Source organism: Phytoactinopolyspora halotolerans, assembly GCF_010550675.1.
Taxonomy (GTDB): Bacteria; Actinomycetota; Actinomycetes; order Jiangellales; family Jiangellaceae; genus Phytoactinopolyspora; species Phytoactinopolyspora halotolerans.
Window position 1 is genome coordinate 156,473 of sequence record NZ_JAAGOA010000008.1, and the last position, 16,058, is coordinate 172,530.

General features: G+C 63.0%; 9 protein-coding genes. 4 read left to right on the forward strand and 5 right to left on the reverse strand.

Annotated features, from left to right (window positions below):
• Positions 1-199: 199 nt before the first annotated feature.
• On the reverse strand, positions 200-3,796 hold the full coding sequence (locus tag G1H10_RS13490) for an NACHT domain-containing protein (RefSeq protein ID WP_163738309.1): 3,597 nt from the start codon (positions 3,794-3,796) through the stop codon (positions 200-202).
• A gap of 669 nt (positions 3,797-4,465) precedes the next feature.
• On the opposite strand from G1H10_RS13490, the gene G1H10_RS13495 reads away from it, so the two are divergent.
• From G1H10_RS13495 to G1H10_RS13510, 4 genes are all read left to right on the forward strand, one after another.
• Positions 4,466-5,191: an 8-oxoguanine DNA glycosylase OGG fold protein gene (locus G1H10_RS13495; RefSeq protein ID WP_163738312.1), complete on the forward strand. Its 726-nt coding sequence runs from the start codon at positions 4,466-4,468 to the stop codon at positions 5,189-5,191.
• 159 nt (positions 5,192-5,350) lie between these two features.
• Positions 5,351-5,695 (forward strand): hypothetical protein, encoded by a 345-nt coding sequence (locus tag G1H10_RS35275; RefSeq protein WP_216853235.1) that lies wholly within the window; start codon positions 5,351-5,353, stop codon positions 5,693-5,695.
• 126 nt (positions 5,696-5,821) lie between these two features.
• Positions 5,822-6,772, forward strand: coding sequence for an ATP-grasp domain-containing protein (locus tag G1H10_RS13505; RefSeq protein ID WP_163738318.1), 951 nt, complete (start codon positions 5,822-5,824; stop codon positions 6,770-6,772).
• Positions 6,773-7,045: 273 nt separating this feature from the next.
• Entirely contained in the window at positions 7,046-7,330 is a 285-nt protein-coding gene (locus G1H10_RS13510; RefSeq protein WP_163738321.1) for a hypothetical protein, read from the forward strand.
• A gap of 389 nt (positions 7,331-7,719) precedes the next feature.
• On the opposite strand, the gene G1H10_RS33965 is transcribed toward G1H10_RS13510, so the two are convergent.
• The 4 genes from G1H10_RS33965 to G1H10_RS13530 form a co-directional block, all read right to left on the reverse strand.
• Positions 7,720-8,310 (reverse strand): phytanoyl-CoA dioxygenase family protein, encoded by a 591-nt coding sequence (locus G1H10_RS33965; protein WP_163738324.1) that lies wholly within the window; start codon positions 8,308-8,310, stop codon positions 7,720-7,722.
• Positions 8,300-8,851 carry a hypothetical protein gene (locus G1H10_RS13520; RefSeq protein WP_163738327.1) on the reverse strand — a complete coding sequence of 184 codons (552 nt, stop codon included), beginning with the start codon at positions 8,849-8,851 and terminating at the stop codon, positions 8,300-8,302. Before G1H10_RS13520 ends, G1H10_RS33965 begins: the two co-directional genes overlap by 11 nt.
• 486 nt (positions 8,852-9,337) lie before the next feature.
• The gene (locus tag G1H10_RS13525; RefSeq protein WP_163738330.1) at positions 9,338-14,968 is read right to left on the reverse strand and encodes a helicase-like domain-containing protein; all 5,631 of its coding nucleotides are present in this window, start codon (positions 14,966-14,968) and stop codon (positions 9,338-9,340) included.
• A 107-nt stretch (positions 14,969-15,075) separates the two neighbouring features.
• Positions 15,076-16,020 carry a bifunctional DNA primase/polymerase gene (locus tag G1H10_RS13530; RefSeq protein ID WP_216853236.1) on the reverse strand — a complete coding sequence of 315 codons (945 nt, stop codon included), beginning with the start codon at positions 16,018-16,020 and terminating at the stop codon, positions 15,076-15,078.
• Between the last annotated feature and the right edge of the window lie 38 nt (positions 16,021-16,058).

The window sequence follows — 16,058 nt, forward strand, 5'->3', positions numbered from 1 at the left end:
TGGATATTTCCTCACGCCTGACCGAAACTGGCCTGCGTTGATGTCCCTCTCAGTCCGGGCGATGGCAAGCCCTTGGGCAGCAGTTTAGCGCAACTGCCCGCACACACGACCGGTGACCGTCGGTGTTTGCCTGACAAAGACCAAGCCTAGGCGATCATCTCATCGAGCCCGGCGAAAGCGAGGGGGCTCATCGTCGAGCTCAGTCTGCGTAACGAGCTTTCTGCAGAAATTCCGTTGCGAGTTTTGCCGGCCTGGCCCCGACACTAAAGCAGTCATCCTTAGAGCATGCTATGGAGCCGGGCGGAGGGTTCATAGTTCGGCAGCTTAGGCACATCCATCCAGGCGCAGCTCGACACGCGATTTCCTTCAGAATCACAATCATATCCGGCGGCCTGGCGCGGACGATGCGCCTCATCGCAGCCTCTTGGACGTAACCGTCGGGATCATCGAGGAGCTTTCGGTAGTCTTGACTTAACTCGTCACCGTCCATCGGCTCAGTCATGTGCGCAGCTACAGCCCGCAGCACGGGGTCTTCGCTGTCGATCCAGCACTGGGGTTCGGGGCCGTTCGCAAAAGATGCCAGAGTGGCAGCGCCGAGTCGTTCATGGTCCGTGCTCGAGATCAGGTCGGGCAGAAGGTCACGCAGCATAGGTAGTGCGTGTTCAGCTACCGTTGCCGCTCCCCATAGGGATCTGGACGCGAAACGCGCCTGGCCGCGGCCCAGCGTGAACATGTGCATCAGTATTCGCACAGCCTTCTCGTGGTCCGGGACTGCGGTCCAGTCCGGATCGACGCGCTTATGGGCATTGTCGAAGAGCGCAAAGTACGGATCGATGCTTTCCCAACGCTCCATGCGTGCGCGTGCAAGATTGGCCTGGGCTGCTAGTAGCTCGTTCTCGAATCCGTACAAGGAAGCAGTTAGTCCGATGAGCTCACGAAGCACGTCATCGGGCTCCCTATGGAGGTGCATCACTGCACCGTCATTCATCTCGATCGTCTCCATGAAATCGGCAAGATCGTCCAGCGCGACCGCTTGCTTCGTTGTGAGCTCGCTCTTCTTAGTGTTGTCGGATACGAGTTGCAGGAAGTGCCCGAACAAGGAATCGTCCCAGTCTTCAAACCATTGTGGAAGGTCAAATCCGGTTCGCTTCGATGCGCTCGTGTCCCGAATGGCTCTAACCTCATCGTCGAACCCCCGATCGGCGAGCAACTGCAGAAGTTCGCGTTGAAGCTTCAGTGGAGCACCTATTGCTCGATCGACCACCGACGTCGCAGCACCAGTTACCTGATCCAGCAGCGCTTCAGCGGCCTTCGCTTGTGTTTTGATCAGGCTGCCATCTACGTACCAGTCAGAAATCTCATTGCCGCTCGACGATGGTCGTTTCGGTAGTGATTTCAGGGCGAGCACGTCCTTTAGTAGCGCCGTGTGCTCCGCGCCGGCCGACTCCGCGTGGTACCGAAGCTCGAGCGATGCATGCGCAACGCGAGTGTGTTCGACACTGTGCTTCGCGGCGGCCGCCTCAGCAGATGCACGGAGTTCGACAGGGATCGGCAAGTCGAGTAGGTCCTGCCAACTCTGCCAGCCTTCTTCCGTTCCGGTGGACACGTGTGAGATCAAGGTCTCGGCGATTTGCTGGTACGCGGCGCTGTCGAGCTTGACTCCTTCCTTGACGGCCTGAACGAGCACCTTCGCAAGCTCGGCGTCCTCGGGGTGCGCTTTTAGTGCGTGGACAGCGGCCTCTACGACCCTAGCCTCAAGCGTGCACGCCAGCAGGAGTGGCTCATGTTGCCGCGCGACCACCCGCGTCTCGACCCATGCCGCGATTTCGTCCTTGTGCGAGACAATCCGAATGGCGTCGCCGATCTCGGCGAACAACGCGATCCGGGGGACGACGGACTCCTCGGCACACATCACGAAGATGCCGCTCTCGTCGAAGAACCGTATCGCGTCCCGGGCCGCAGTCATTGCGTGAGCAGGTGCGAGGCCCCATGGTTCGCGCAGGTCGGTCGCGACCGCCTCGACCACAGCCTCGACGGTCGCGTGCCCCTGACTGTTCAGTATTGCAGCGGCCTCACTCGTGAATGCGTGCATGCTCGCCTCTTTCAACGCTGTGCCCGACAAGGATCCGAAGGTGCGATCATCACCGCGTCGTATCTCACGGCGGGCAATGACATCTTCTATGACGGCCTTGAGAATCTTGGCGCGTCGCGTCGGAAGTTCTGGAGTCGAACGCCGAGCGGCAAGTAGGGCCAGCACGATAGGCATGAGTGGTGTTTCGCGGAGAAGGCTGTCCTGGTTTAGCGCCGAACGCACCCATATCTCGCGTTCTGATACCCAGCTCGCGTTTTCCGGGACAGCGAGTTGGATCGCGGAGGCCCTCAGGACTGCGGTCACCGTGCTATCCGTGTTCGACGGAGGGCCTAGCCGTAGGCTCGGCCATCCGAGAGTTGCCGCATGGCCGTAGGCGACATCCCGGGTGGCGACCACCACACAAACCCCTTCCGGCAGGTCCGCAACGAAGCTAGCTATCTCACTTACCACGTCTGCTCGGGCGTCATAGGTCTCGTCGAGCGAGTCGAGAAGAAGGGCTACGCGGTCGCCGTGGTCGAGGCGTTCATTGATCTCCCTGGTCAGCTCATCCCGGTCAGTTGGCCTAGCCTCGCGCACTGCAACCTCGATGAGGCGGTCCCGAAAGCTCGTGGAGGAACGTGAGTTATTGATATCGCGTAGCGATGCCCGCACAGGAAGGGGCAGCGTCGAATCAAAGACGAGTTGGGCAGCGAGGCGCTTCAGCGCCGTCGACTTCCCACCGCCAGGCGGGCCTGTTAGGACGATACGGCCGCGCCGGAGGAGGGCCCAGATCAGCTCGCTGTCGCTACGGTCATCGTCAGGGTGAGTACCGACGTGTACGACCGCATCTGCATCCTTCAGCGGAAGGCTAGGCAACTCGGCACCTAACGCACGTAGGTCGATCTCTGAGCCCTCGCGCTCCGAGCGATCCCTGTACCGTTCCAAAACCTGCCGCCGCGACTCAAGTACAGCCGCCGGCAAGCTCCCAACGCAGCCGACCTCAATGCCCTCGCCGCACAAAGCATCCAGCCAGCCGGAGAGCGTGTACCCGCCGCGGAGCCGAGCGGTGCGACCCGAGATCCGCAGCAGGGCAGTCCAAGCATCTTTGGCTGTGTCGTAGCCACGATCGGGGACGACCTGACGCAGGTGGCTCATCGCGAGCTGTGACCCCGGCTCCTCGATCCTCTCAACCTGCAGTTCCCAGATCGCCGCGCATCTCAGGACGAGCTCACGTTGCGCATCATCCAAGTCGCCGAGCAACCCTCGCACCTTCTTCAAGGCCTCCGCCTCGACGCGCGTCGGGGAGCCCGGTAGATCTGTCCGTCCGCGATCAAGCGCTCGCTGGAGCGCTCTCATTCTCCCGCTCAGGGTGCCGGCAACAATCACAAGTCGATCCTTGCCCGGATCGAGGCCGACCTTGGCCGCTTCTACCCATTGGGTCACCGCCTTCTCGAGAGGCCTTCCAGCATCAAGACTCAGCTTCGCCTGTACGAGGGCGCGCCACCCCGACTCGAAATCGATCCTGATGTCATCAACTGGATCGTCCGTCTCCAGCGAGACGGCTGCCACCTTTGCGTAGGCGGGAGGAACACCAGTCCCCGACAGAGCCTCGCCAGCGAACCCACATGCAACTACATACGCGGCAACCCCGCGGCGGTACTCAACTCCCGCATCGCCCGAAGCCCCAGCAATAGGGCCAGTTCTCGCTGTTGAGTTGCCGATCACGAACAAAGTCTAGAAGAGAGTCGTCCCGTTGTCTGTGGCCACGAGGATCTTGTCGACCTGAAACGGCTTGCCCCGCTCCGGGTTTCGCGTCACAACGTCATCGGACAGCGGTGCTGGTGTACAAGCTGGCGTTGAGGGCGCCGCATCCGGCCCGGCTGGATTGCTGCCGAGGCTGATCAACGCGCATAGGTTGACATCCTTCCAGACCGCCTTTACGGGCAAGCCAAAATCAGATGTCACCTATCCGTACAGAGACTCGCCATCTCACGAGGGATCCGGGCTAGGCGTCGGCTGCAAGTGGCTCGACCAAGCCCGGACCGCTGTTCTGTACGTCGTTCACTGCGCACAGAGGAAGAGTCCCCCCGAGAGCACTTGCTGACATCAGGGCAGCGACAGACAGTGCCATGAGCATGGAAAATGGGGAAGGAGTGGAATCGGGCACAGGGACGTGGCGCGAGACCGGCGCCGATCTAGGCGTGTCACCGCAAGCGACTCACCCGGAAGTACTCGAGAATAGGACGCGAATCTGTGGGCGGCTAACACCGCTCCACAGGACCGACGCACCAGGGCGGGTGCCCGATGTGCATGTTGGTCGGCCCAGTACTGACAGGGGAGCCAGCTTCACGAAGTCGTATCGTATAGCTCCAAGCTTACTGCTATCTTCCTTCCATGCCGAGCGTGCTTTCTGGGGTCGGTCCAGCACCGCCCGAGCTGATCAGCTGGCTGCGGTCATGGTCACGCCAGGACGCGGTGTTGGACCAGAGCTTCGACCTCAACGTGGCGTGGTGGAACGCGCGAATCATCGGCCTGCCGGGTGGCCCCGTAAAGAGTGCCGATGACTCGCTAGACCGCGGGCCGATATCCCGTAGATATCTGTTTGGCCTAGGAGAGGAGGCCGTCACCGACGACACCGGCGAAGCGGCGCTACGTCTTCTCTGGCATACGCTTCTGTGGGGAACGGGGAACTCCAACCGTGGCAACCGCCGACGCATTGACTCAATCAGAGTGGACCCCGCCGGCATGGGTCGGCTCCTGCACTCCGCGGCTGCCACGGCCCGCACCGATCCGGCTGAGGCCTTCCGCCTCCTTCGGCGGCGCCGAGCGACTGTGAAGGGTTTCGGACCAGCGTTCTTCACGAAGTTCCTCTACTTCGCCGGCGGCGGAGACCCCCGCCACCCGTGCCTGATCGTCGACTCTCGCGTTCAACGCACGCTCCACACCTGCACCGGAGGGCAGCACGCGCTGCTAAAACCGGACTTCGGGTACCGCGTCGATGCCTACATCGCGGCCCTTACCGTGCTCGAGACCTGGGCAGCCGAACTTTCCGTCGCCGGCGACGAAGTCGAACGATGGGCATTTGCACACACAGGCCCAAGGACAGAGCACCGCCCCTGAGCAATGACACATCGCCCCAGAAATCGGCGACGGCGCGGTCGTCTGCGCTTCCAACTAAAGCCGGGAATCGTTCATCCGTGCACTGGCCACCTGGCCCGCGAACTGAGTCCGTCGACGCCGAGCCGGCAGATCACCGCGTCGTATGACCAGCGCACCATCATGGTGTACCAGGCTTACTCGCATGATATCGCTGCCGCCGCAGTTGCATGCAGGCACTTTCGTTTCGCCTTCCCATCAGCGCCACCCGAGGGGACAGAGGTGTCTGGAACAGAATCCAATGAGGACGATCCCTTGTGCTTCCCGCCTCTCTCCGACAAACTTGGACAACCAACTAGGCAAGGAGTGCGCATGGACAACGCCGCATCCAATCCTTCTGTGCTGGATCAACTGCTCGAACCCGTCGAACTTTCTGAGCCGTTGGGCGAGTACGACGCGACTACCCAGACATGGTCGCACCGCAATACTCCGAAGATGTCCCCACAGAAGCATCACCAGGAGCAGTGAGTCGTATCCGTCTGAAAGGCGCGAGGCGGCCACCTAAGCCGCCTCGCGCCCGATCGTTTCGCGACGACGATTCTCGACTCCTTGGTCAAGTGGGTGGGCACTGTCCAGTCAGCGGAAGTGGATCACGTGACTGTTCTACTGGCAACGCATCGACGGGCCACCGAGATCGATCGAGTGATCGACGAACTGAATGCTCGGAAAATTCGCTTCTGCCGGGTGAACATGGCGCCTGGGGAGGGGGCCTTCTCAGCACAGCTGTCCAATGGGAGAGCCAAGGTGACGCTCTCGACCGACGGTGGTCAGTTCGCCATAGATGAATTCACCCACGGCTGGTATCACCAACCCGCGCTCGTTGAACCCAAGCAGATCTCCGCATGCAAAGGCGCATCAGGCGAGCAGGCCGTGTTGACTTCGTTTAGCAACGGCTGGGAGGCCGTTCTTGAGATGGCCCCAGTTGTCTGGTTGAACGACGCGCGCAGCGTTGCCGAGGGTTCGAACAAGCTAAGACAATTGCTAGCAGCCGTTGAGGTTGGACTACCAGTCCCCACCACGGTGGTAGGGAACCTACTGTCGCCCGCCCAACGCTGGCTTCGTGGTCTGCCCGTGGTTGCCAAGAATCTGACCTCGCCACATCAAGTTTGGAACACCGAACGCACGGTTTCATTCGTCACTAAGCGCACCGACCTCGGCAACATTGGCGAGCATGCCCTCGCTGCCGTACCCGTTATTCTTCAACATGAAGTACGGCCGCTACGCGAGCATCGAGTTGTCGTAGTCTGTGACCAGGTGTTCTCAGCCGCGATTCCGATCGACAAACGACACGGACATGTCGATGTTCGCCTTGCTCCCGATAGTCTCCGGCAGTACTCGAAATCTCTAATCGAGCCGACCGTCAAAGATCAACTTATCGAACTCATGCGGCGGTTCAAGTTGAACTACTGCTCGGCAGATCTGATCGAATCGGATGACGGCGCGTGGAGTTTCCTGGAGTTGAACACCTGCGGTGCGTGGTGGTGGATCGACGACATCCATGCTGGCAGTGTCACGCACGCGCTCACCGATTTCCTTTCTGGGTGATCAAGCCTCGTCAACCTCTCGACGCGACGGCATGCGAACGTGTGGAAGGGTATTTTCATCGATAGTTCGGGGCACGGAACTCAGTGACGGAACAACCGTCTCTAGCCAAGAGAGACTCAGCCTTCGAGCAGGGCAACGGTGTGGACCGACTCCGAAGGTGGTATGAGCCGCACCGGGAAGCGCGACCGATGCCGCCGCCACGAAGCAGAGTTGGACCGGCACCCGAGGATCCGTCCGCGTGTCAAACCGAAACAGCCCAAGGAGGGGCGTCGAGTGGGCGAGACAAGTTTCTATACCACCTTTGCCGCTCGCGTGTTCTGCACAGGCAGAAATCCAGACAGCCGCGCCCGCCAACGTTTCAAGGACCGCGATCGTGATCGCTGCAACCAAGAACATGACCTGTCTTTGCGCCGACGGGCTATCGCCAGTATCTGCCGTACAGCGCTCGAACAGATCGCGACAGGGTTGACTCTGCGCAATCAACTCGGCAACGTTATTTTGGATGGATCGGCCGTCAAGGATTGCGGTATGCAAGTCAACGATAAACTCGTTCGCTAGCTCGACGTCGAATATCGAACGCCAGAGGTCGTAGGTCCGCGTGCGCAGAGTGCCGCGACATGGTGAGTCGGGAGTTGACGTCATACGTGCGGACTCAAGGAGGCGCGAACCAAACGCGGCATAGAAAGCTTGACGCTGCACTTTGTGTGCATGCCCGTCACTCGTCAGAAGGAAGCCTGAGTGATCGGCCGAGGGCGCAGCAGAATAGGTGCCTTCGTTCTTCACCACTAGCGTGATGCCACGCTTTGTCAGGGCCGCAACCATCCGTGGTTCACGTACGTGAACCACATCGAACTGCCTTGCCAGACTTCGCCATACGTCGATCGTAGCGGTGTTACCCGGCAACAAATCGACCGTACCGATCCTGAGGGGAATTGCGTCGTCGACCGTCACTGCCACTGATCCTGTCTGATAAATGAGATCGAGATCGCATCTCTTGGCGTGGCTGTCTGGTTCCTCGTGCCCGAGTGCCAGAGGCCGCCAGTGAACATGATCGCGTCCCCGGGTTCAGCCTCCACGAGCAACTGACCTGGGCACACGACCGCCGGATCCTCTGGAACATGCCGAGGGCGTTGGAGATGAGATTGGGGCAGGAAGCGCGTCGTGCCGGACAAGGGTGTGAATGCGACAAGCGGGATGATTGCCGTGACAAGTCGCACCACCGAGCGCGTAACGTCTGCATCGTCGGGATGCATCGTTTGCTCGCCGTACCCGGGTAGTGGCGCGCGATAGCGCGCGCCCAGGTAGGTTGCTTCGCCTGCGAGGGCATCGTCGGCCACTTCGCGTAGCCTTCGACTGAAGAGGATCTTGCACAACTCTTCCTCGAATGGGCTGAGATCCTCGATGTGCAACTTCTTTGTGGATTTCCAACCACCTCGCTCGAGAGCGTTGCGCCGAAGGAGTTCGGTGACGTTCATGGACGGAGGTTGAATCACTCGTCGCATTACGGCAATGCCGTCGAGCAGGAGTTCACTGCCCACCACGAGCCACCTTCGGTGCGAAGGTCACAGTCAGCACTTGCGAGGTTACGTTGACTGGCGGACGATGGTGTGGCACAGCAGCGCCCCGTAGAAACAAGAATCTATCTGCCGACAAGGTCAATGATTCGCCCCTCGGAAACGGCTCTAGTGCCGCCAGTTCCAGCAGATCTGCGGAGTTCAGTGCAATCAATTCAGGGCACACGACCAAGGGCTCGGTCACGTGGCCGACCGCGAGCAAGCCCGTAAGGACGGCATCTGGTCGATCGACGTGTAGTGCGGCAAAGTCGCCCTCGGTGTAGGTGTTTAGCCACATGCTTTGGAGGTTCAGAGCCAATCCTGTCTGCTGCTGAAGATCAGCGGCGGAGTGTGGGATCACCGAAGCGACGCGTGTGGTGGTCATCCGTGCAGCACCAATGACAGAGCCGTCCTCGCGCGCAGAAGGCGAATCTTCGCGGAGTTGGACCACTTCGGCGGCGAGATCCAGCGTTGGAGCCCCACCGAGCGCTGGGCCCCACCAGTATGGCTTCACGTCGGTCTGCACCTGTTCACACTCCCGGTGGGATCTTCTGCGCTCAACCCAACCCCAGAGTCGGCGACAAGACAAGGGCGCGCGCTAGGATACCGCATCACATTCTGAAACACTTGCTTGCGCAGTCTCGACAGTACGTCTCGCACACATGCCATCGCCAACAGTTCAGCCCTGTGCCGTCGGGCAGATCCCAGATGGTGCTGGCTGACGCACCTTCGGCACCGCTGATCAGATTGAACCTCCGATACTCGCGTCTGGACCTCTGACGCGACCCGGGGGTTGATCTCAGCCTGGGGAGGTCACGGCGTCAGGCGTCGCGCAGACCTGCAGGCCTTGCTTTCGCGCCTCGATTGCCTCCCGCTCGGCAGGTCGTAATCACCATCGTCTTCATCGCCTCTGACACCGAATTCTGACTCTTGGACGAGCGAAGGACCGACCGCTGCGCTCCGGGGGTTATGCGCACTAGCACTCCCCTTTCACCCCAGCGGCGCCAATGCTCTACATCTGGGGCGGATGAGTTGCCGCCGAATGGGGAATGCCACTCGATTCGCGGACGGTTGCTTCCATCGGACGAAGGTCGCTAGATCGACTAAGCGGGTACATGTCACCCTCCGGTTGTACGACTGACTGGGCGGCAGGTTCGCCTGCCCCAGGTGGTGGGTGGTCGAGTACGGCGAGTTCTTTCTCCACGTCGGCGAGGCGTTCTTTGGCCTCATTGAGTTCGTAGGCACGGTAGAACGGGGTCCCGAGCAATGCAGTGATCTGTTCCGCGCGAGTGCGCTGTTTTCGCCAGGCTTCGGTTCGCTCGTCGAGGGCGTCATCGATCCGGATGATGTGGCCCTCAAGTCGCCGTACGAGGCCGTAGCCGGGGTTCTCGCCGCCGATCTCGTCGGCACTGACGTTCGTTGACGCGTTCGGGATGCCGTCTACGCTGACGGTCACATTCTTCAATCCGTCGTTGGGTTCGACGCGAATGTGGAAGCCGCCGAGTTCTCCGACGGCGGCGTCGGTCTCGCGGAATCGATCGGCCTCGTGTTGAGCCTTAGCAATGAGATGGAACAAGGCCCGGCCAGCATCGGCACGGGCTGTGTAGCGGCGGCCGCTGATGGTCATCGCGAATTGGTCGCCGTCGGTGGGTTGGCGCATGGTGAGCGCTGCTCGCAGGGTGGCGATGTCCGTGGTTGCGGATTCGATTGCTCGTTGGGCTTGGCGAGCGTCGAACTGCAGCCGCCGTTGCTCGTCGTGATGGGCTCGTTCCAGGGCTGCCAGACGAGAGATGGTGGCAACGAGTTCTTCGCGTTCGAGGATGAGCGGGTTGCCCGAGGATGCAGCCTTGAACTCAGCGTAGGAGATGGCGTCGGCGTCACCGATGTCGTCGACGGTGCGGCTGACCTGCCCTCCCGCGCGGAGTTGAGCGATGAACTTCTGCTTGCGTTCCACGGTTTGCCACATGTATACGTCGAGAGACCCTTCGGTGGCGTAGCCGAGGATTTCCACTTCGCAGTTCTGGTTGCCTTGCCGGATGACGCGTCCTTCGCGCTGTTCGAGGTCGGCGGGGCGCCATGGACAGTCGACGTGGTGCAAGGCGATGGCACGGGCCTGCACGTTGACGCCGGTGCCCATCTTCTCGGTCGAGCCGATCAGCACGCTGACACGCCCGTCGCGGCAGGCCTCGAACAGCTCGCCTCGTTCGGCGTCGTTACGGGCTTCGTGGATGAATCGCACGGCAGCCGGATCGAGCCCGGCGTGGGTGAGCTGGTCTCGTAGTTCGGTGTAGAAGTTCCACCCGTTGCCGGTGGGCGTGGAGCGGTCGCAGAACACGATCTGCAATGCGCCGGTGCGCGGATACGGCTGGCCGGCCGGGTCGGTGAACACGTCGTTGGCGTGGTCGCAGTGGATGCGCATGATCTCGGTAGCGACGGCGGTGACGCGGCCGCCGTCAGGGTCGGCGGGCAGGTCAACGAGTCGTGGGTCCAGGGCTGCCTTGCGGCCGTCGTTGACGACTTTAAGCATGTTGTCCTCGTCCGGCTGCACCGCGCGCGAGCGCACCCGGTCGGCCCGTTTCTCCAAGTCGCTCTGGTAGACAGCGACCTCGTCCGAGGGTGCGGTGATGACCGGGCGGCGGGACCCACCGACCAGGGCTGGGAGGGGCAGGTCGAGGTCGTCGCGGGCGACCACGTCGGCGAACTGGCGGAACATCTCCAGCAGTTCGGGGGTGTTGACGAACGTTGCGATGCGGGTGTGCATCCGGAATCCGGAGCCGGTTACGTCGGTCTCCAGCGCGGCGACGGCGCGGGTGAAGTTCGCTGCCCAGGTGTCGAATGTCGCGACACCGGCGGCCTCGAGCTGATCGGGGGCGAGGTAGGCCTGCATGACATACATCTCGCGCAGGCTGTTGGCCACTGGTGTGGCGGTGGCGAAAGTGGCGACCTTGGCGGAGTTACGGGCCCGGAGGACTTGGAGTTTCACTGCGAGGTCTTCGGCCTGCTGAGACGGGTTGGTGGTGTTGTCGAACTCGCGTACGCCCGAGGCGATTCGTTTGTTCTTGAAGTGGTGCGCCTCATCGATGAACAGGTAGTCGCAGCCGGTGCGTTCGAAATTGATGCCAGTATCGCGGCCGGCGCCGGCCCGCAGGTTTGCTAGTCGGGTTTTGCCTTTCGCGAGGGCCTTTTCCAGCTCCTTGGCCCTCACACGGCTACTGCTGGCGGTCGAGGCCGCATGCTTGGCCTCTTCGATCCGGGCGAGTTCCGCTTCCAGGTAGGTCGCCTCCGTGTCCGGTGAGACGGGAATCTGTTTGAACACGGACTGCGGCACGATCACCGCGTCCCACTCGGAGGTAGCGGAGACGGCGACGAACTCACGACGCTCGGCGGGTGTCATCCCGGAGGAACCGACAAGCAGGTCGGCCGTGGGGTACCACTGGGTGAACTCGCGGGAGAACTGCTCGACGAGGTGATTCGGGACCACGTACCAGGGCTGGCGGGCGAGCCCGAGGCGGCGTAGTTCCATCCCGGCCATGATCATCGTGCCGGTCTTGCCCGCTCCGACGACATGGTCGAGCAGCACGCTCGATTCAGCGATGACGCGAGCGACGGCGTCGCGCTGGTGCTTGCGCGGACAGAATGCCTCACCTAGGCCTGGGAGGGTGAGGGCGGAACCGTCGTATGCCGGTGGAACGATCGAGTTGAATCTGCGGTTGTACTCCTCACACAAACGGGTGGCCCGTACGGGGTCGGCGAAGACCCATTCGGCGAAGCGTCGGTCGATCGCATCCTTCTTCTCCTGCGCCGCCAGCGTGGCCTGCACGTCACGGCCGCCGCCTTCGTCGTACGGGAATCGGATCTCGACCGGGGTGTTGTTCATGCTGGCGTCCAGCAACGCGACGGCGTCGCGCCGGTTCGTGCCCCAAGTGGTGGTCACACTCGGTGCCGTGCGTGACCAACGAGGCACATCCAAGAGCCATTTGCCCAGCTCGGGTTCATAGCTGATGTCCACACGAGACGCGGGGATCTCGAACACCTCGGTCACGAACGCTTCGTAGTCGGAGGCTGGGATCCAGGTGACGCCGGGTTTCACGCTGATCTCGCCCGGCACCAGGTCCGGCGGTTGGACGCGTTCAAGTGCGTCAATGTTGGGCTGCCACCGCTTACCGTCCGGGTCGGCGGCGTGCTCGCGGGCGATGCGCAGCTTCTCACGTACGTTTCCCGACAGGTACCGGGCTGCTGGCTGCGCCTGTCCCGAAGCGGGGTCGATGAACGCCAAGCCTTCGGCCTGGACGGCGTCCCACGCCTGGACGGGCTCCAGGCCGAGCAACTCGGCAATCCGGTCGACATCGATACGGCCGGTCTCGTCGAGGCTGATCGCGACCGCGTCCGCCGGGGTGTCGGCGCCGCGGGCAGGTTCGCGCGGGTGGATGACGTCGACAGTGAAGACGGGAGCTTTGCGGCATTCGCCGGTGTCTTCGTCGAACAGCTCCAGCGCGGCGATCGCTTGGAAGTCCGGATCGTGTTTGCGCATCCCACCGAACGGCGGTCGCCGTTTCTGGCGTGCTGCCCCGTCGCGTTTCGGCTGGACGAGCTTGTACCGGTTGATCGGCCCGTGCCGTTCGACATAACTGTCGTAGAGGCGGTTGAGACGCGCCCGGCGGGCCATCACTTCGCCCGGGTCGGCCCAGGTAGCCTGTGCGTCGATCAGCGCGAGTGTCTCGTCGCGCAGCGCCAGCAGTTCGCGGAGCTCGGCGGCCTGGGTGGTCGGAACTTCGTGCTCGATCCAGCCGCGGTCTACGGTGTAGCGGGCGAATCCACCCGACGGTGTGGCCGCGATCGTGCCTGGTTTGGGCGGGCGGTCCCGCTCGACCAACTCGATGCTGGATGTCTGCTCGGTGCTGCGTTCGTCGCCCGGTTTCGCGGTGAAGGTTAGGCCTCGGGTTCGGGCGTCGGCCACCAGGGTGTCGATCGCCTCGCCCAGTGCCGTGTCCAGGTCGCGGCTGCCGGGTGCGACGCGCATCTCGTCCGCTCGGTACAGCCCACGCCCGACCTGTAGCGTGCCCAGCACCAGATCCGGGTGATCGACGAACCACTGGTTGATGCGGACAGTGCCGCCATCGACCGCGGCCTGCACCGAGTGTTCCCACGCGTCGGAGAACACTGTCGGAGCTTCGTCGTCGCGGCGTCGGCGCAGCACCAGCAGGTCGACGACGACGTCAGTCCCGGCAACCCGCGACATCGCCCCGGAGGGCAGCCGCACCGCCCCGACCAGATCGCCGTGAGCATGCATGTCCCGGCGGGCGGCCGGCTTGAGCTTGTCCATGGTTCCAGCCGAGGTGAGCACGGCCACCAGGCCACCGGGGACGGTCATCCGCAGAGACTTGATGATGAAGTGATCGTGGATGTTATGCCCGGCCGCGTTGTAGACGGGGTCGAACACCGAGAAACCGCCGAACGGCACGTTCCCCACCGCGGCCATGAACGAGCCCTCCGGGAGCCGGGTGTCCTCGAACCCCTCCGTGCGAATGGTCGCCGACGGGTACAGACGCTCGGCGATGCGCGCGGTGATCGGGTCGAGTTCCACGCCGACCATGTCGGCCGAGGCGGGAGCGTGGCCGATGAAGTTCCCGGAGCCGCAGCCGGGCTCCAGCACCCGGCCGCCGGTGAAGCCCAGCTCGCTAACCGTTCGCCACACGTGACGAATGACCGCGGGGTCGGTGTAGTGCGCATTCAGCACGGTCCGGCGTGCCGCCGCCAGTTCCTCCTCGCTCAACACCTCGCGCAACCGGTCCCGCACGCTGGCCCAGGCGGCGTCGTTCTCGAACACCCCCGGTAGCGCACCCCAGGACGACCACCCAGCCAGAATCTGTTGCTCGGCGCTGGTCGCCGGCCGGTCCTCGGCCTCGATGCGGCGCAGCGTCTCCAGCGCTGCCAAGTTAGCCTCGGCCCGCGCTACCGGCCCGGACGGCACGGTCACCTCGGCGGGCGGGTCGAAGTCGACGTTAGCGGGCGGTTGGGTGTCCGAGTCGTTCGGTTTTGGACGCTCGGGAAGTGGTGCACCGCCGGGGTCGACCGCCTCGATCGGTGTGGGCTGATCGAAATCCATGAGACTCAGCTGGCCGGATTCCGCCTGTGGCGCCTGCTTTCGCGTGCGGCGCTGCCCGCGTCGTCGTCGATTATCTGGGGCGGGTTCCGCCGTGGTGGATCGTGGTGTGAGATCAGGCAGGTCGTCGAACAGCGACGGCTGCGCGGATGAGGTTCTGGACCCTTGGGTTGTCTGACGGCGAGTCAGGTGATCAGGCTGTAGAGCTGTTCGTCCATCACCGTGCGGATCGCCTGCATCTTCGCGGTGCGCCCGATCGCGACCGTCGTCGGGTAGTCCGGATGCCGCCCGGTGCGTACGGTCTCCTCGCGAATCCCAGCGGCCCGCATCTGCGGGGCCAGCTGGTCGGCCTCGTCCAGGATCGATTCCGCGATCCGGTCGAACATCGTCTCCTGCTCCTGAGCCGGGAGGTCCGCCAGCCTCTCCGGCAGATGGCTCCGGTAGGTCATGGCTACCTCGGCGCGAATTTCCTCTAGCGTCTCCATCACGTCCTCCATCTTCTTCGACAACATCGAGGGTGAATAGGCTCTGCTGCGTCATCGCACGTCACCCAACACAACCGGCCCGTGTCGCCGTGCGCAGCAGCCACTTCTTTCGGTCGTTCATCATGCGGCTGCACGGACGGTTGATCTCGACAATCTTGCCGATCATGACAACCCCGGACGCGCTATTGTGTGGGCTTCGCGCGGCCTTCGGTTCGCCGGACCCAACGCGCCCGCAGATCGTGCGGTCCGCGGACGGTCGTCGCTAATCCGTCGTGGTAGCCGCTGGCCGTAGGCCAGACCGTCGCGGATAGTCGTGTGCACCTCACTAGCCGTGCAACCGGCCACACCGATGTGCCGCGACGCTGCTTCGTGCAACACCTGCCAAGCGGCGTCTGCCGTGAGTTCGCCGCCGCCGACGAGGCGCCCAAGAGTCCGAGCGGCTCGCAGCAATGTCCAATGCCGATCTCCGACCTGCGCGGCTGCGACTTCCTTCGCTTCGTTGGTCACGATGGCCTGCACGTACGCGCCCGCCCGGTCGCTCGGCAGCCGCATCGGCGGTCCAGGCACCGGTGCAGGCGGCGGAGTCAGTGCGTGCAGCAGCCAAGCCGGCAGCTCGGCGACAGTCGTGTCGCGCACGACCCGATACGATCCATCGGGTCGGGTCGATCCGGCGCCGACAACGAAACCGCCATGAGCGCGTGTGTCGATCCGCCACCCGACCGACCCGGCAGTGTTGCGCAGCTGCACCCCGAACGGAGCACGAAAGTACAGGTGGAGACCGCTTGGTGTGGCCACAGTGTAGGTGTCTGTCGGTGGCTCGGCGCCTGCCTCTGCGGCCAGCATCGCCAGCGCATCCCCGCCATCACGGGCACCGGCGAACCGTTGTGGCGGCACACCTTCACCGCGTCGATCCAAATCGAGAACAACCAGGCCAGACGGTCCCGTGGCGATTCCCACGTTCCGCCGTCCGGTATCCGGCCACCACCGGCGGATCTGCTCCACGTCATTGCTGGCGCGTTCCTGCCATCCCTTGATCATCGGTGTCTTGCCGCCAGGTGCGACTGGGAACACGCACCAGCCGTGCTGCGCCGCCTCGGTTGCCGCCACAAGGTAAGGATTCCGCTGTGTTGTGCCGTTGTCCGGCC

Coding starts and splice junctions, on each gene's coding strand:
- G1H10_RS13495 (WP_163738312.1), top strand. CDS start 4,466: ATGCCGAGCGTGCTTTCTGGGGTCGGTCCAGCACCGCCCGAGCTGATC.
- G1H10_RS35275 (WP_216853235.1), top strand. CDS start 5,351: ATGGTGTACCAGGCTTACTCGCATGATATCGCTGCCGCCGCAGTTGCA.
- G1H10_RS13525 (WP_163738330.1), bottom strand. CDS start 14,968: ATGACGCAGCAGAGCCTATTCACCCTCGATGTTGTCGAAGAAGATGGA.